General features: G+C 58.8%; 17 protein-coding genes. 11 read left to right on the top strand and 6 right to left on the bottom strand.

Annotation, left to right across the window (positions count from 1 at the left end; translation table 11 throughout):
• Positions 1-18: 18 nt before the first annotated feature.
• Together ACWKXT_RS13900 and tisB are read right to left on the bottom strand one after the other, a co-directional pair.
• Positions 19-465 carry a GNAT family N-acetyltransferase gene (locus ACWKXT_RS13900; protein ID WP_454528153.1) on the bottom strand — a complete coding sequence of 149 codons (447 nt, stop codon included), beginning with the start codon at positions 463-465 and terminating at the stop codon, positions 19-21.
• A gap of 64 nt (positions 466-529) precedes the next feature.
• On the bottom strand, positions 530-619 hold the full coding sequence (tisB, locus tag ACWKXT_RS13895; protein ID WP_119936442.1) for a type I toxin-antitoxin system toxin TisB: 90 nt from the start codon (positions 617-619) through the stop codon (positions 530-532).
• A 522-nt stretch (positions 620-1,141) separates the two neighbouring features.
• Here tisB and ivbL point away from each other — a divergent pair.
• The 11 genes from ivbL (at position 1,142) to ACWKXT_RS13840 (ending at position 10,757) form a co-directional block, all read left to right on the top strand.
• The gene (gene ivbL / locus ACWKXT_RS13890) at positions 1,142-1,240 is read left to right on the top strand and encodes an ilvB operon leader peptide IvbL (protein ID WP_057979964.1); all 99 of its coding nucleotides are present in this window, start codon (positions 1,142-1,144) and stop codon (positions 1,238-1,240) included.
• A 106-nt stretch (positions 1,241-1,346) separates the two neighbouring features.
• Entirely contained in the window at positions 1,347-3,035 is a 1,689-nt protein-coding gene (ilvB, locus tag ACWKXT_RS13885) for an acetolactate synthase large subunit (RefSeq protein WP_454532662.1), read from the top strand.
• Positions 3,036-3,038: 3 nt separating this feature from the next.
• A complete protein-coding gene (ilvN, locus tag ACWKXT_RS13880; protein ID WP_010426528.1) occupies positions 3,039-3,326 on the top strand; it encodes an acetolactate synthase small subunit in 288 nt (95 codons plus the stop codon).
• Between the two features lie 82 nt (positions 3,327-3,408).
• On the top strand, positions 3,409-4,002 hold the full coding sequence (gene uhpA, locus ACWKXT_RS13875; protein WP_014881931.1) for a transcriptional regulator UhpA: 594 nt from the start codon (positions 3,409-3,411) through the stop codon (positions 4,000-4,002).
• Positions 3,999-5,504 (top strand): signal transduction histidine-protein kinase/phosphatase UhpB, encoded by a 1,506-nt coding sequence (gene uhpB, locus ACWKXT_RS13870; protein WP_454528155.1) that lies wholly within the window; start codon positions 3,999-4,001, stop codon positions 5,502-5,504. The genes uhpA and uhpB overlap by 4 nt, the downstream gene beginning before the upstream one ends.
• A complete protein-coding gene (gene uhpC, locus ACWKXT_RS13865; protein WP_454528156.1) occupies positions 5,497-6,807 on the top strand; it encodes an MFS transporter family glucose-6-phosphate receptor UhpC in 1,311 nt (436 codons plus the stop codon). Before uhpB ends, uhpC begins: the two co-directional genes overlap by 8 nt.
• A 132-nt stretch (positions 6,808-6,939) precedes the next feature.
• Positions 6,940-8,331: a hexose-6-phosphate:phosphate antiporter gene (uhpT, locus tag ACWKXT_RS13860; RefSeq protein WP_454528157.1), complete on the top strand. Its 1,392-nt coding sequence runs from the start codon at positions 6,940-6,942 to the stop codon at positions 8,329-8,331.
• Between the two features lie 110 nt (positions 8,332-8,441).
• A complete protein-coding gene (locus ACWKXT_RS13855; protein ID WP_454528158.1) occupies positions 8,442-8,894 on the top strand; it encodes a DUF1198 domain-containing protein in 453 nt (150 codons plus the stop codon).
• 102 nt (positions 8,895-8,996) lie between these two features.
• Entirely contained in the window at positions 8,997-10,187 is a 1,191-nt protein-coding gene (gene nepI, locus ACWKXT_RS13850) for a purine ribonucleoside efflux pump NepI (protein ID WP_454532661.1), read from the top strand.
• 56 nt (positions 10,188-10,243) lie between these two features.
• Complete coding sequence (locus ACWKXT_RS13845) at positions 10,244-10,516, top strand: type II toxin-antitoxin system Phd/YefM family antitoxin (RefSeq protein WP_104949785.1); 273 nt, start codon at positions 10,244-10,246, stop codon at positions 10,514-10,516.
• The gene (locus ACWKXT_RS13840) at positions 10,491-10,757 is read left to right on the top strand and encodes a Txe/YoeB family addiction module toxin (RefSeq protein ID WP_041911701.1); all 267 of its coding nucleotides are present in this window, start codon (positions 10,491-10,493) and stop codon (positions 10,755-10,757) included. The genes ACWKXT_RS13845 and ACWKXT_RS13840 overlap by 26 nt, the downstream gene beginning before the upstream one ends.
• Position 10,758: 1 nt before the next feature.
• Here the strand turns inward: ACWKXT_RS13840 and ACWKXT_RS13835 are convergent, their stop codons facing one another.
• The 4 genes from ACWKXT_RS13835 to ACWKXT_RS13820 all read right to left on the bottom strand — a co-directional run bounded on the left by ACWKXT_RS13835 (position 10,759) and on the right by ACWKXT_RS13820 (position 15,013).
• On the bottom strand, positions 10,759-11,664 hold the full coding sequence (locus ACWKXT_RS13835; RefSeq protein ID WP_454532660.1) for an EamA family transporter: 906 nt from the start codon (positions 11,662-11,664) through the stop codon (positions 10,759-10,761).
• Between the two features lie 148 nt (positions 11,665-11,812).
• Positions 11,813-13,192: a carbohydrate porin gene (locus ACWKXT_RS13830; RefSeq protein ID WP_014881942.1), complete on the bottom strand. Its 1,380-nt coding sequence runs from the start codon at positions 13,190-13,192 to the stop codon at positions 11,813-11,815.
• A 136-nt stretch (positions 13,193-13,328) separates the two neighbouring features.
• Positions 13,329-13,631: a PTS lactose/cellobiose transporter subunit IIA gene (locus ACWKXT_RS13825; protein ID WP_454528280.1), complete on the bottom strand. Its 303-nt coding sequence runs from the start codon at positions 13,629-13,631 to the stop codon at positions 13,329-13,331.
• 5 nt (positions 13,632-13,636) lie between these two features.
• Entirely contained in the window at positions 13,637-15,013 is a 1,377-nt protein-coding gene (locus ACWKXT_RS13820) for a glycoside hydrolase family 1 protein (protein WP_454532659.1), read from the bottom strand.
• Positions 15,014-15,017: the final 4 nt, after the last annotated feature.

Genomic DNA, 15,017 nt, shown 5'->3' with positions numbered 1-15,017 from the left:
CCTGATGCTGCCAGCCGGTTACACCGCACAAAAAAGGCGGTGCGTCACCCGCGGTTCGTCTGAAACCAGCGTAAAACCGGCTCGATTGTAAAATCCGTACGCGCTGTCCGGCGCATGGGTATTGAGAAAATCAAACCAGATGCTGGCATCGGCCATCACTACGGTTAAAAGCTGTTTGCCAATGCCCAGCCCGCGGCACTTCTCGCTGACGTAGAGATGGCGAATACGTCCGGCGCGCGGCTGCTGGCTGAACGGATCGCGGTTGAGGCCGCACACGCCCACCAGCTTGCCGTTAAGAAACGCCCCCAGCAGTTTTTCTCCCGGCGCGTTAAAGCGATTTTCACCCCGCTGCCAGTTTTCTTCCAGCCTGTGCAGCATGTTGAAATTCAACGCGATACTTTCAGCCTTCAGGGCGATATACCCGGGTTCATCAGGCGTGACAGGCTCAATTAACAGACGCGACATAGCATTCCCTCGTTATTAAAGAGGGGCGGTTGCCCGCCCCTCTCAGGTGCGACTTGAACCTGAATTACCGAACGTATTTCAGGACAGCATCAAGCAGTTGCAGTACTGCAACAATGAGTTTGAGGATAAGTATCACCATATCCACGACGCCCATACGCGTCTCCTTTTGGTTAAAAGGAGCACGATGCTGGCGTACCTTTCCGCCGCCTGTGGCCAGCATCTGGATTGACGTAACACAGTGTGCTCACTTCAGGGGGTTAAGGCACTGACGGCACCACCCGTTTCAGCCAGGACTTCGTTGCGCCGGTAGAACTGCGGCCCCCTCGCTCACTGCGAACACCCTCATTATAGATAAATACTGTATGTATGAACAGTATTTTGTGGACAAAATTTGGAAGGCGATTCATACTCAAAAACGTCAAAATCCGTGCCGGAATTGCGCGTTCGTCTTCGATCGCGTATACTTTTCGCGTTGACGTAACACAGTGTGTTCTGCGGCGACCAACCGCAAAACCCTGATAAAAACCTCGCTTAGGCGGGGTTTTTTGTTTTCATCACCTAACAAACGAAACGTGATCCCTGACGCATTTTTGCGCAGATGAAAATATTTCCATTGTCACGCCCGAAAACCTGTGTTTGTATAAATTCAATCAATGATTCCAAACACAGGTCCCCAATGACTTCATCCATCTTCACTTCGACCCTACTAAAAACTGCGCAACCTGCCGCAGTGGTCGTCGTGCGTGTGGTGGTGGTCGTCGGCAATGCGCCGTAGGGACTGGATCAACACACGAATCCAAAACCCCGCCGGCGCAAACCGGGCGGGGTTTTTCGTTTTGGACCCTCCCCGGAAGGCTGGCTCAGAAGAAAAGGACTGGAGCATGGCAAGTTCGGGCACAACATCCACGAAGACGCGTTTCACCGGCGCGCAGCTGATCGTTCATTTGCTGGAGCGGCAGGGCATCACCACGGTTGCGGGCATCCCTGGCGGCACGGTGCTGCCGCTGTACGATGCGTTAAGCCAAAGCACGCAGATCCGCCACGTGTTGGCGCGCCACGAGCAGGGCGCAGGCTTTATCGCTCAGGGCATGGCGCGTACGCAGGGTAAACCGGCGGTCTGTATGGCCTGCAGCGGCCCGGGCGCAACCAACCTGGTGACCGCCATCGCCGACGCGCGTCTCGACTCCATTCCGCTGATCTGCATTACCGGCCAGGTACCGTCCTCGATGATCGGCACCGATGCGTTCCAGGAAGTGGATACCTACGGCATCTCTATCCCCATCACCAAACATAACTATTTAGTTCGCGATATCAGCGAGCTGCCTCAGGTTATCAGCGATGCGTTCCGCATTGCGCAGTCTGGCCGCCCGGGCCCGGTGTGGATAGACATTCCTAAGGATGTCCAGACCGCAGAGATCGAGATCGACGTACTGCCCGAGCCGGGCGAGCGTGCCCCCGCGCCGGAATTCAGCGCTGAGAGCGTGCGCGATGCTGCCGCCATGATTAACGCCGCCAAACGCCCGGTACTCTATCTGGGCGGCGGGGCGATTAACGCTGCGGATGAAATCCGCGAGTTTGCGGAAAAAGCCAACCTGCCGACCACCATGACCCTGATGGCGCTGGGCATGCTGCCAAAAGTGCACCCGCTGTCATTAGGCATGCTGGGCATGCACGGCGCGCGCAGTACTAACTACATCCTGCAAGAGGCGGATTTGCTGATTGTTATGGGCGCGCGTTTTGATGACCGGGCGATCGGCAAAACCGAGCAGTTCTGCCCAAATGCGAAGATCATTCACGTTGATATCGACCGCGCCGAGCTGGGTAAAATCAAGCAGCCGCACGTGGCGATTCAGGGCGATGTGGCCGAGGTGCTGGCGCAGCTGATCCCGCAAACCGATGCAACCGACCGCGCCGACTGGCGCCAGCTGGTGGCCGACTTGCAGCGCGAGTTCCCGGGCGCTATCCCAACTGAGGGCGACCCGCTGAGCCACTATGGTCTTATCAACGCCGTCGCCGCCTGCGTGGATGACAGCGCGATTATCACCACCGACGTGGGCCAGCATCAGATGTGGACCGCCCAGGCCTACCCGCTGAACCGTCCGCGCCAGTGGCTGACCTCCGGCGGTCTTGGAACCATGGGCTTCGGTCTGCCCGCAGCAGTCGGCGCGGCCCTGGCGAATCCGGACCGCAAGGTCATCTGCTTCTCCGGCGACGGCAGCCTGATGATGAACATTCAGGAGATGGCGACTGCGGCCGAAAACCAGTTAGACGTGAAAATTATCCTGATGAACAACGAGGCGCTGGGGCTGGTGCACCAGCAGCAGAGCCTGTTCTACAAGCAGGGGGTATTTGCCGCGACCTATCCGGGGATGATTAACTTTATGCAGATTGCCGCCGGTTTTGGCCTGCATACCTGCGATCTGAACGCCGAAGAGGATGCCCACGCGGCGCTGCAGGCGGCGATTTCTCGCCCCGGCCCGGCGCTGATCCACGTGCGTATCGACCCTGAACAAAAAGTGTATCCGATGGTGCCGCCGGGTGCGGCAAATACTGAGATGGTGGGAGAATAAGCCATGCAGAAACAACATGATAACGTCATTCTGGAACTCACCGTCCGCAACCACCCTGGCGTCATGACCCATGTCTGCGGGCTCTTTGCCCGCCGGGCGTTTAACGTGGAAGGCATTCTCTGCCTGCCGATTCAGGGCAGCGAGCACAGCCGCATCTGGCTACTGGTCAACGACGATCAGCGTCTGGAGCAGATGATGGCGCAGATCGATAAGCTGGAAGATGTCACCAAAGTGGCGCGCAACCAGTCCGATCCCACCATGTTTAACAAAATTGCGGTGTTTTTCGAGTAAATCGCTTAAGGTAAGCGTCTTTCGCTCTTGTAGGCCGGATAAGCGCAGCGCCATCCGGCATTTTCAGACCGCAGGAACACGCATGACCACCATCGCTCTTATCGACGACCACCTTATCGTTCGCTCCGGCTTTGCCCAGCTTTTAAACCTCGAACCGGATTTTCAGGTCGTGGCCGAGTTTGGCTCCGGTCGCGAGGCGCTGGCGGGCCTGCCGGGGCGCGGGGTGCAGGTCTGTATCTGCGATATCTCCATGCCCGACCTCTCCGGGCTGGAGCTGTTAAGCCAGCTGCCAAAGGGCATGGCGACAATCATGCTTTCGGTCCACGACAGCCCGGCGCTGGTCGAGCAGGCGCTCAACGCGGGCGCGCGCGGCTTCCTCTCTAAACGTTGTAGCCCGGACGAGCTGATCGCCGCCGTGCGTACCGTCTCCACCGGCGGCTGCTACCTGACGCCGGATATCGCCATCAAGCTGGCAGCCGGACGGCAGGATCCGCTCACAAAGCGCGAGCGTCAGGTTGCGGAAAAACTCGCGCAGGGTATGTCGGTAAAAGAGATTGCCGCCGAACTGGATCTGTCCCCGAAAACCGTGCACGTTCACCGCGCCAACCTGATGGAAAAACTCAACGTCAGTAACGATGTCGAGCTGGCGCGCCGCATGTTCGACAGCTGGCAATGAGTTCCGCTTTTTCACGGCTGATCGCCGTCGTCGCCAGCTTTTTTATCTTCTCCGCCGCCTGGTTCTGCCTGTGGAGCATCAGTCTGCACCTGGTGGAACGCCCCGAGCTGGCGGTGCTGCTGTTCCCCTTTGGCCTGCGTCTGGGGCTGATGCTGCAATGCCCGCGCGGCTACTGGCCGGTGCTGCTGGGCGCAGAGTGGCTGATGCTGATCTGGCTGGCGCAGGAAGTGGCCCTCGCGCACCTGCCGTTATTGATGACCGGAAGCCTGCTCACGCTTATCCCGGTCGCCCTGATTTCCCGCTACCGTCACCAGCGCGACTGGCGCACGCTGCTGCGTCAGGGGGCGGCGCTGATTGCCGCCGCGCTGTTGCAGTCCCTGCCGTGGCTGGGTGAAAAGGAGGTGCTTAACGCCCTGCTGCTGACCCTCACCGGCGGCCTGACGCTGGCCCCGACCTGCCTTGTGATCTGGCATTACCTTACCAGCACCGTCTGGCAGCCGCTCGGCCCGGCGCTGGTCTCCCAGCCGGTGAACTGGCGCGCCCGGCACCTGATCTGGTATCTGCTGCTGTTTGTGGTGAGCCTGTGGTTGCAGCTTGGTCTGCCCGCTGAATTATCACGCTTCACGCCGTTTTGTCTGGCGCTGCCGATCATCGCCCTTGCCTGGCATTACGGCTGGCAGGGCGCATTGATCGCCACGCTGATGAACGCCATCGCGCTGATCGCCAGCCAGACCTGGCACGATCATCCTGTTGATTTACTGCTCTCCCTGCTGGCCCAGAGCCTGACCGGGCTGTTGCTCGGGGCTGGCATACAGCGCCTGCGCGAGCTGAACCAGTCCCTGCAGACCGAGCTGGCGCGCAACCGCCGTCTGGCGGAGCGTCTGCTGGAGACGGAAGAGAGCGTGCGGCAGGAGGTCGCCCGCGAGCTGCACGATGACATCGGTCAGACGATCACCGCCATCCGCACCCAGGCGGGCATTGTCCAGCGCCTGGCGGCAGAAAATGCGGGCGTGAAGCAGGGCGGGGCGCATATCGAACAGCTTTCGCTGGGGGTCTATGACTCTGTTCGCCGCCTGCTGGGACGGCTGCGCCCGCGCCAGCTTGACGATCTCTCGCTGGAGCAGGCGATACGCTCTCTGATGCGCGAGATGGAGCTGGAAAGCCGCGGGATCGTCAGCCATCTCGACTGGCGCATTAACGAACCTGCGCTCAGCGAAGGCCAGCGCGTGACGCTGTTCCGCGTCTGCCAGGAAGGGCTGAACAATATCGTCAAACACGCCAGCGCCAGCGCGGTCACGATTCAGGGCTGGCAGCAGGACGAGCGCCTGATGCTGGTGATTGAAGACGACGGCTGCGGCCTGCCGCCGGGCTCCGGCCAGCAGGGCTTTGGCCTGGCGGGCATGCGCGAGCGCGTAAAGGCGCTGGGCGGCACGCTGAACCTCTCCTGCACTCACGGGACGCGCGTCAGCGTCAGTTTGCCGTTAAGGACGCTCCATGTTTAAAACCCCAGCCAGCGCGGCTCCTTTGCGCGACAAAGCAGAAATTGACGCCCGCTACCGCTACTGGCGTCGCCATATCCTGATCACCATCTGGCTCGGCTACGCACTGTTCTACTTCACCCGCAAAAGCTTCAACGCCGCCGCGCCGGAGATCCTCGCCAGCGGCGTGATGACGCGCACCGATATCGGCCTGCTGGCGACGCTGTTTTATATCACCTACGGCCTGTCGAAGTTCTTCTCCGGCATCGTCAGCGACCGCTCGAACGCGCGTTATTTCATGGGTGTTGGGTTGATCGCCACCGGGGTGGTGAACATCCTGTTTGGCTTCTCCACCTCGCTGTGGGCCTTCGCCCTGCTGTGGGCGCTGAACGCCTTTTTCCAGGGCTGGGGCGCGCCGGTTTGTGCTCGTCTGCTGACCGCCTGGTACTCACGCAACGAGCGCGGTGGCTGGTGGGCAATCTGGAACACCGCGCATAACGTCGGCGGGGCGCTGATCCCGATGGTGGTAGGCGCGGCGGCGCTGCACTACGGCTGGCGCGCGGGGATGATGATTGCCGGTGGCCTCGCGATTGTCGCCGGACTATTCCTCTGCTGGCGCCTGCGCGACAGGCCGCAAACTGTCGGCCTGCCTGCGGTGGGCGACTGGCGGCACGACGAGATGGAGATTGCCCAGCAGCAGGAGGGCGCGGGGCTGAACCGCAAAGAAATTCTCACCAAATACGTCCTGAAAAACCCGTACATCTGGCTGCTGTCGCTCTGCTACGTGCTGGTCTACGTGGTGCGCGCGGCGATCAACGACTGGGGCAACCTGTACATGTCCGAGACGCTCGGCGTGGATCTGGTGACCGCCAACTCGGCGGTGACCATGTTTGAACTGGGCGGGTTTATCGGCGCGCTGGTGGCGGGCTGGGGCTCGGATAAGCTGTTCAACGGCAACCGCGGTCCGATGAACCTGATTTTTGCCGCCGGGATTTTGCTCTCCGTCGGCTCGCTGTGGCTGATGCCGTTCGCCAGCTATGTGATGCAGGCGGCGTGCTTCTTCACCATCGGCTTCTTCGTGTTTGGCCCGCAGATGCTGATCGGCATGGCGGCGGCAGAGTGCTCGCACAAGGAGGCGGCAGGGGCGGCGACGGGTTTTGTCGGGCTGTTTGCCTACCTCGGCGCATCGCTCTCCGGCTGGCCGCTGGCACGGGTGATCGACGTCTGGCACTGGAGCGGGTTCTTCGCGGTGATCGCCATCGCGGCGGGGATCTCCGCCCTGCTGCTGCTGCCGTTTTTGCACGCGCAGGCACCGCGCGAAGCGTGACGCGCCTCACCTTTTGCTGCCGAGACGCGCAAAACTAAGAAATTTTCCCGGTTTTACCTGGACGCTGTCTCAGGCATCTCTCCCGGCTGGTTTTTACAATGCTGCAAAAATCAGCTCAGGAGTAAACCAACCATGCTGGCCTTCTTAAACCAGGTACGCAAGCCGACCCTGGATCTGCCGCTCGACGTGCGGCGCAAGATGTGGTTCAAACCGTTCATGCAGTCTTATCTGGTGGTCTTTATCGGCTATCTGACCATGTACCTGATCCGCAAAAACTTTAACATCGCGCAGAACGACATGATCTCAACCTACGGGCTGAGCATGACGCAGCTGGGGATGATTGGTCTGGGCTTCTCCATCACCTACGGCGTGGGTAAAACCGTCGTTTCCTACTACGCGGACGGCAAAAACACCAAGCAGTTCCTGCCGTTTATGCTGATCCTCTCCGCCATCTGTATGCTCGGCTTCAGCGCCAGCATGGGCGCGGGCTCCGTCAGCCTGTTCCTGATGATCGCCTTCTACGCCCTGAGCGGCTTCTTCCAGAGTACCGGCGGGTCGTGCAGCTACTCCACCATCACCAAATGGACCCCGCGGCGCAAGCGTGGTTCCTACCTCGGTATGTGGAACATCTCCCACAACCTCGGCGGGGCGGGTGCGGCAGGCGTGGCGCTGTTTGGCGCGAACTACCTGTTCGACGGCCACGTGATCGGCATGTTTATCTTCCCGTCGATTATCGCCCTGATTGTCGGCTTTATCGGCCTGCGCTACGGCAGCGATTCCCCGGAATCTTACGGCCTCGGCAAAGCCGAAGAGCTGTTCGGCGAGGAGATCAGCGAAGAGGACAAAGAGACCGAAGAAAACGAAATGTCCAAATGGCAGATCTTTGTTGAGTACGTGCTGAAAAACAAAGTGATCTGGCTGTTATGTTTCTCGAACATCTTCCTGTACGTGGTGCGTATCGGCATCGACCAGTGGTCGACCGTGTATGCCTTCCAGGAGCTGAAGCTTTCTAAAGAAGTGGCGATTCAGGGCTTTACCCTGTTTGAAGTGGGCGCGTTGGTCGGCACGCTACTGTGGGGCTGGCTCTCGGATCTCGCCAACGGCCGTCGCGCGCTGGTGGCCTGCGTCGCGCTGGCGCTGATTATCGCCACCCTCGGCGTCTACCAGCACGCCAGCAACCAGTACGTTTACCTGGCGTCCCTGTTCGCGCTCGGCTTCCTGGTGTTCGGTCCGCAGCTGCTGATCGGCGTGGCGGCAGTGGGCTTCGTGCCGAAAAAAGCGATCGGCGCCGCCGATGGGATTAAGGGCACCTTCGCCTACCTGATCGGCGACAGCTTCGCCAAGCTGGGCCTGGGGATGATCGCTGACGGCACGCCGATTTTTGGCCTCACCGGCTGGGCAGGCACCTTCGCAGCGCTGGATGCGGCAGCCATCGGCTGTATCGTCCTGATGGCGATGGTTGCGGTGCTGGAAGAACGTAAGATTCGCCGTGAGAATCGTGCGCAGAAATTAAAAATAGCCTGAGTGTGCAGGTAACTTCTTTGCCCGGTGTGTGATGCCGGGCTTTTTTATGTCTGTCGCTGTCGACGCCGTGTGTTTCCCGCTATGATGAGCGGCTATTCACAGGAGAACGCATGGTCTGGATAATGCTGGCAACGCTTGCCGTGGTGTTTGTGGTTGGATTTCGTGTCCTGACCTCTGATTCCCGCCGCGCCATCAAACGTTTAAGCGAACGGCTGGGGATCACCCCGATGCCGGTCGAGTCAATGATCGACCAGCTCGGTAAAACGCCGGGCAATGAGTTTATCCGCTACCTTGAGCGACCTGACGAGGCGCATTTGCAAAACGCGGCGCAGGTGCTGCTCATCTGGCAGGTCTGCATTGTGGACGCTAGCGAAGAGAACCTGCATACCTGGCACCGCCTGCTGCGTAAAGCTCGCCTGGCCGCGCCGATCACCGATGCACAAATCCGTCTCGCGCTTGGCTTTATGCGCGAGATGGAGCCCGATCCGCAGGAGCTTAACGCCTTCCAGCTGCGCTATAACCAGCTCTTCCTGCCGGAAGAGGGCGTGTTTTACCTGCACTGATCCCCTGTAAAAACGACAAAAGTTGTCAAATCGTTAAATCCGTCACACTTTTGATGATAAACTGCGCGACTTTTCCGCACGTTTTTATCTTCAGGTGACGCCATGACAGAACATATCCAGCCCACGACCAGACCGCAGACCAACGAGGTTTCACGCCCCAACTGGTCGGCCGTTTTCGCCGTGGCGTTCTGCGTCGCCTGCCTGATTACCGTAGAGTTTCTGCCGGTGAGCCTCCTGACGCCGATGGCGCAGGATCTGGGCATTTCCGAGGGCGTTGCCGGGCAGTCCGTGACCGTCACCGCTTTTGTGGCGATGTTTGCCAGCCTGTTTATCACCCAGGTGATTGGCACCATCGACCGCCGCAAAGTGGTCATTCTGTTCAGCGTGCTGCTGACGCTCTCCTGCCTGCTGGTCTCCTTCGCGGAAAGCTTTACCCTGCTGCTGCTCGGTCGCGCCTGTCTGGGGCTGGGGCTCGGCGGCTTCTGGGCGATGTCCGCCTCGCTCACCATGCGTCTGGTGCCCGCGCGTACGGTGCCAAAGGCCCTGTCCGTCATCTTCGGCGCGGTCTCGATCGCGCTGGTGATCGCCGCGCCGCTGGGCAGCTTCCTCGGCGGGATTTTCGGCTGGCGTAACGTTTTCAACGCTGCGGCGGTGATGGGCCTGTTCTGCATCATTTGGGTGTGGAAAGCGCTACCGTCGCTGCCGGGCGAAGCGGCGCACCACAAACAGAACATGTTCGCGCTGCTGAAGCGCCCAGGCGTGCTGGCGGGGATGACCGCCATCTTTATGTCCTTTGCCGGGCAGTTTGCCTTCTTCACCTATATCCGCCCGGTGTATATGACGATGGCGGGCTTTGACGTTGACGGCCTGACGCTGGTGCTGCTGAGCTTCGGTATCGCCAGCTTTGTCGGCACCTCGCTGTCGTCGCAGTTCCTGAAGCGCTCCCTGAAGGTCGCGCTGGCGGGTGCGCCGCTGGTGCTGGCGCTGAGCGCGGCGGTGCTGGTGCTGTGGGGCAGCGATAAGTGGGTGGCTTCGGCGATCGCGATTATCTGGGGCTTTGCCTTTGCGCTGGTGCCGGTGGGCTGGTCGACGTGGATCACCCGCTCGCTTGCCGATCAGGCGGAAAAAGCCGGGTCGATTCAGGTGGCGGTGATCCAGCTGGCGAACACCTGCGGCGCGGCGGTGGGTGGCGTAGCGCTCGACCACCTGGGGCTGACGTCACCGCTGGTGATTTCCGGCATGCTGATGCTGCTGACGGCGCTGCTGGTGGCGGGGAAGGTGAAGGCACGTTGATTGATAAATAGTCACTTCATCGATATACTTGTACCGTAACTTGTACAGGAGGAAATATGCAGGTTGTGACGTTTACCGAAGCACGAAGCCGGCTCAAAGATGTGTTGGACGACGTGAATGACAATGTGGAGACAACCATCATCAGCCGCCGAAACGGGGGTGATGCGGTGGTGATGTCTCTGCAGCACTACAACTCAATGATGGAAACCATCCATCTGATGAGTTCGCCTGCTAACGCCAGTCGGCTGATGGAGTCAATCGCACAGGCAAATACCGGAAAAACCATCCAGAGGGATCTGATAGATGACCAGGCTACTGATTTGGACTGATAACGGCTGGGATGATTACCTGTGGTGGCAGGAGCAGGATAAGAAAACGCTTCGCAGAATCAATAAATTGATTGAAGATGCGAAGCGTCAACCCTTTGACGGCCTGGGTAAGCCGGAACCGCTTAAGGGTAACCTTTCCGGGTACTGGTCCCGCCGAATCAATGACACTGACCGTCTGGTTTACGGGGTGTCGGATAGCGCTCTCACTATTTTAATGTGCCGTTATCATTATTATTCGTAGATCATGCCGATGCCTTCACCCGTCTTCTCGAATCCATCGAAATCAGCACCACCGACGACACAATCAGCAGCGTCCCCAGCCAGTCCGGCAGGGTGAACGCCACGCCCAGCAATATCACCGACAGCAGCGCGCTGCTCAGCGGTTCGGCGCAGCTCAGAATGCTCGCCTTCGGCCCGCCGATCATCTGCGCGCCTTTCAGGTACAGGCTGAACGTCAGCGCCGTGCCGATCACCACCAGGTAGAAAAACGCCAGCAGCAGGCCGCCGTCAATCACGAAGGTGGTACCGCGTCCGGCGTAGAACGGCGTTAGCATTAATCCGGCAATCAACATACTCCACCCAACAATCGGCAGCGTGCCGTAGCGGGCGATCAGCGTCGACGGATAGGTGGTATAAAACGCGGCGGCAAACGCCGAGGCGATGCCGAAGAACAGCGCGGCAGGCGAGATGGAGAGCGAGGTTGGGTCGCCGTGGGTGACCAGCAGGAAGGTACCGACAAGCGACGTCATAATGGCAGACAGCACAAACAGGCCGGGACGCTTTTTCCGCGCCAGGGCGAACCACGCCACAATGATGGTCGGCGACAGAAACTGGAGCACGGTAGCCGTAGCGGCGTTGGATTTTTCAATCGTCAGCAGGAAGGTGAGCTGCACGGTGAGCGCACCGACGAGCGAGAAAATCAGCAGGCTGAGGGCGTCTTTGCGATGTTTGATGACCGAGAAAATCTTGTCGCCGTGAACAAAGGAGAGCGTCAGCAGGATCACGCCGGTAAACAGCAGACGAACCATGGTCAGGTAAGGCGAAGAGATGTGGCTTTTCTCCATGATGTACTGCGCGCAAACGCCCGAGCTGCCCCATAAAACGGCGGCGATCAGGACGTTCAGCATCCCTTTGCGTGTGGAACCCATGTTCTCCCCTGCTATGTTGTCGTTAATTCGGTCAACAGCATAGCATGGTTGTGTGCGGCCTGATGCCCTCACCACGGCCCTCTCCCACGGGGAGAGGGAGCAAACACTAAAAACGGCAACTCTCGTTGCCGTTTTGCTTCTACCTTGCTTAGAACCACGCCTCCCACATTGCGCCGACGTTGAAGTCGTCGAGGGTTTCGTCTTTGGTGTTGTTCACGCGTGCGGTGCGTTCGTTATCCACCTTGCCGCCGGTCACGTAGAAGCGCAGCATCGGGCGGAACTCCGGACCCATGGCGATAGACATGTTCTGCGACAGGGTCAGCTTCCAGCCCTTGTTGTCGCCGCCGTTGTCGTAATCCACGTGCTGCCAGCCCGCTTCCAGCCAGGTGGAGTGAACGTCGTTCCACCAGTGCATCGGACGCACGATGGCGTTGTAGTTCTTGCGGTTGTCGGTCTTATCACGGCTGTTGTCGTAGTCGTGGAAGGCGAGGATGTACTCCACCTGCGTTGCCTGGGTGAATTTATACAGCCCTTCGAAGCTGGCGTAGACCGTGGTCAGATCCTCGGTTTTGTTGAATACGCTGTTGTCCGCGTTATCGGAGTAGCGGGCAATCACCTTGTTCACGCCGCTGTCGTTGGTGTGGCTCAGTACCACGCCGCCCTGCCAGGCGTTCAGGCGTTCGTCGCTCTCCACCGCTTTCGAATCAAAGCCGTAGTTGGCGTACAGCTCCATGTCGATCGGGCCGAGCTTCATGCCGTGGATTTTGGAGGTCGCGGCGTAGTTGCCTTTGTCGCCCGTGCCGGAACCGCCGGTACAGGTGATGCGCGACGGGTTCGCTTCGTCTTCCATCACTTCCGGGCTACAGGATTCCACTGCCGCCACGGCGGCCACGTCGAACTGCACGCCGCCGATGTCGAAGTTCTTCACCCCGGCGCCCTGGCCGTCGTGGTTCATCCAGAAGTAATCGTTGATGCCCTGCTGTGGACGCTGGTGGAAGTCACGACCGGCCCAGAAGTAGGCGTTCGGGTTGGAGGCCATAATGTTGGTCACCCCCGCGTAGGCTTTTTTGAGGTTAACTTCGTCGCCCCAGTGGTCGATCATCACGTTGATGTCCCAGATGGCGCCGTTATCACCCTTGAAGGCCTTGGAGAGCTGGAATTCCCCGCCGTTGCCTTCGTTGCCCAGACGACCAATGGCGGACGCACCGTTGTAGGAGCCGTCCACCGCCACGTATTTCTGATCGGCGGCCTGGAAGTGTGCGCCGTAGCGGGCGTAGCCGGTAAATTTCACGCCGAACGGGATCGCCATATCCGGGGATTGCGCCGCGCTTTGCGGCTCGGTCACCACGTCCGCTTTTTTCGCAACCGCCGCATCCATTTTGGCCTGACGCTCGGCGAGGGCTTTATCCACCGCTTTCGCCACAATGGCGTCGATTTGCTCCTGCGTAAATTCTTGTGCGAGTACGGAAATTGGGCAAAGCGCGGCGATAACCGCCATGGTTAATGGAAGTTTTTTAATCGTATTCATGGTTATCTCAATATAGTTTAATTTTATTCAGACAATAACCATCCCGCTCCGATCTGACAGAGTATGTCGCTATCATCAGAACAAGTGGATCTCTATTTAGGGTACAGAGGTATTACAGTAATTATTTCGCCATAGACTATCTCTGATATAAATGAATAATTTCTTCGGATAATTCACGCGCTAATAAGGAATTCATTAAATGATCCTGCGCGTGCACCATGATTAACGTCATCGGCTGGCGGCCTTCACCCGCATCCTGCTCGATAAGCCTGGTCTGCATCTTGTGCGCCTGGCGCGCGTAGCCGTCGGCTTCGCGCAGCAGGCTTTTGGCTTCGTCTATGTTGCCCTGACGCGCCGCGTGCAGCGCTTCAAAGCACAGGCTGCGGGACTGTCCGGCATTGACGATAATTTCCATTACGGCTTCTTCTAATGCGATCATCATCATTACTCTTTATCAAAACTATTATTTAAGGCGGTGGCGGCAAACCACTCTCCGCTTTTCTTAATGGTGCGCTGCTGCGTTACTAAATCGAGCTGAATAAAACCGTAGCGGTTTTTATACGCATTGCACCACGACCAGTTATCAATAAACGTCCACATATGGTAACCAAGACAATTACACCCTTCGCTAATACCCTTATGCAGCCAGGCTAAATGTTCGGAAATAAACTCGATGCGGTATTGATCGTTTATCTGGCCATTTTCAATAAAACGCTGCTCGTTTTCGACGCCCATGCCATTTTCAGAAATAAAGCAGCGAGGGTTGCCGTAATTGTCGCGCAGGTTAACCAGAATATCGTAAATACCCGGCGCGTAGATTTCCCAGCCGCGGTACGGGTTCATCTTGCGGCCCGGCATCTCATAGTTATCAAAGAACCACTCCGGCATAAACGGCGCCTGCGGGTTCACCGCGCTGTCGCGACATTTCACGCGACGCGGTTGATAGTAGTTCACGCCGAGCAGGTCGATTTTCCCTTCCGCGATCAGGGCGCTGTCTTCCGGCTTGCAGGCAGGCAGTTGATCGTACGCTTTCAGCAGCGCCACCAGGTCCGCCGGATATTCCCCGCGCAGGACCGGATCGAGGAAGCTGCGGTTAAACATCAGGTCCGCGATGTGCGCCGCCTTCACGTCCGCCGGGTTCCGGGAGCGCGGGTACGACGGCGTCAGGTTCAGCACGATGCCGATCTCCCCCGCGTAATGCCCGGCGCGGTAGGCCTGAACCGCCTTCGCGTGGGCCAGCACGGTGTGATACGCCACGGTGGCTGCCCGACGAAAATCCACCACGTTCGGGTAGTGGAAATCGTACAGATAACCGCCTTCCACCGGGACAATCGGCTCGTTGAAGGTAAACCAGTGCAGCACGCGGTCGCCGAACAGCTCGAAGCAGATCTGTGCATAGCGGGCGTAAGCGTCCACCACGTCACGGTTTTCCCAGCCGCCAATCTCCTGCATCGCCATCGGCATGTCGAAATGGAACAGGGTCATAAACGGCGTGATGCCCTGCTCATTCAGCTCATCAATGACCTGGTTGTAAAAATCGACCGCGTCCGGGTTCACTTCACCGATACCGTCGGGGATCAGGCGCGCCCAGCTAATCGAGGTGCGAAAGCTGTTGTGGTTCAGCTGCTTTAACAGCTGAATGTCCGTTTTCCAGTGCTGATAAAACGTGGAGGTGTGCTGCGGCCCCACGCCGTTGTGAAAACGGTTCGGCTCGCGGGCAAACCAGTAGTCCCACGTGGTTTCACCCTCTCGTGTCCCTTCCGTCTGGAGAGCGGAGCTTGCGCTGCCCCACCAGAAGTTATCGGGAAATGCGTATTTCATGACC

The sequence above is a fragment of the Enterobacter sp. UPMP701 genome, assembly GCF_053709515.1.
Note: the sequence above shows the minus strand (reverse complement) of the source record. Positions and strands in the feature narration are given on the sequence as shown.

Excerpts from the sequence above, each read along its gene's own strand:
- uhpT (WP_454528157.1), top strand. The coding sequence starts at position 6,940 with ATGCTGGCCTTCTTAAACCAGGTACGCAAGCCGACCCTGGATCTGCCG.
- ACWKXT_RS13855 (WP_454528158.1), top strand. The coding sequence starts at position 8,442 with ATGGTCTGGATAATGCTGGCAACGCTTGCCGTGGTGTTTGTGGTTGGA.
- nepI (WP_454532661.1), top strand. The coding sequence starts at position 8,997 with ATGACAGAACATATCCAGCCCACGACCAGACCGCAGACCAACGAGGTT.
- ACWKXT_RS13845 (WP_104949785.1), top strand. The coding sequence starts at position 10,244 with ATGCAGGTTGTGACGTTTACCGAAGCACGAAGCCGGCTCAAAGATGTG.
- uhpC (WP_454528156.1), top strand. The coding sequence starts at position 5,497 with ATGTTTAAAACCCCAGCCAGCGCGGCTCCTTTGCGCGACAAAGCAGAA.
- ACWKXT_RS13900 (WP_454528153.1), bottom strand. The coding sequence starts at position 465 with ATGTCGCGTCTGTTAATTGAGCCTGTCACGCCTGATGAACCCGGGTAT.
- ACWKXT_RS13830 (WP_014881942.1), bottom strand. The coding sequence starts at position 13,192 with ATGAATACGATTAAAAAACTTCCATTAACCATGGCGGTTATCGCCGCG.
- ilvN (WP_010426528.1), top strand. The coding sequence starts at position 3,039 with ATGCAGAAACAACATGATAACGTCATTCTGGAACTCACCGTCCGCAAC.
- uhpA (WP_014881931.1), top strand. The coding sequence starts at position 3,409 with ATGACCACCATCGCTCTTATCGACGACCACCTTATCGTTCGCTCCGGC.
- ACWKXT_RS13820 (WP_454532659.1), bottom strand. The coding sequence starts at position 15,013 with ATGAAATACGCATTTCCCGATAACTTCTGGTGGGGCAGCGCAAGCTCC.
- ilvB (WP_454532662.1), top strand. The coding sequence starts at position 1,347 with ATGGCAAGTTCGGGCACAACATCCACGAAGACGCGTTTCACCGGCGCG.
- ivbL (WP_057979964.1), top strand. The coding sequence starts at position 1,142 with ATGACTTCATCCATCTTCACTTCGACCCTACTAAAAACTGCGCAACCT.
- tisB (WP_119936442.1), bottom strand. The coding sequence starts at position 619 with ATGGGCGTCGTGGATATGGTGATACTTATCCTCAAACTCATTGTTGCA.
- ACWKXT_RS13840 (WP_041911701.1), top strand. The coding sequence starts at position 10,491 with ATGACCAGGCTACTGATTTGGACTGATAACGGCTGGGATGATTACCTG.
- ACWKXT_RS13825 (WP_454528280.1), bottom strand. The coding sequence starts at position 13,631 with ATGATCGCATTAGAAGAAGCCGTAATGGAAATTATCGTCAATGCCGGA.
- ACWKXT_RS13835 (WP_454532660.1), bottom strand. The coding sequence starts at position 11,664 with ATGGGTTCCACACGCAAAGGGATGCTGAACGTCCTGATCGCCGCCGTT.
- uhpB (WP_454528155.1), top strand. The coding sequence starts at position 3,999 with ATGAGTTCCGCTTTTTCACGGCTGATCGCCGTCGTCGCCAGCTTTTTT.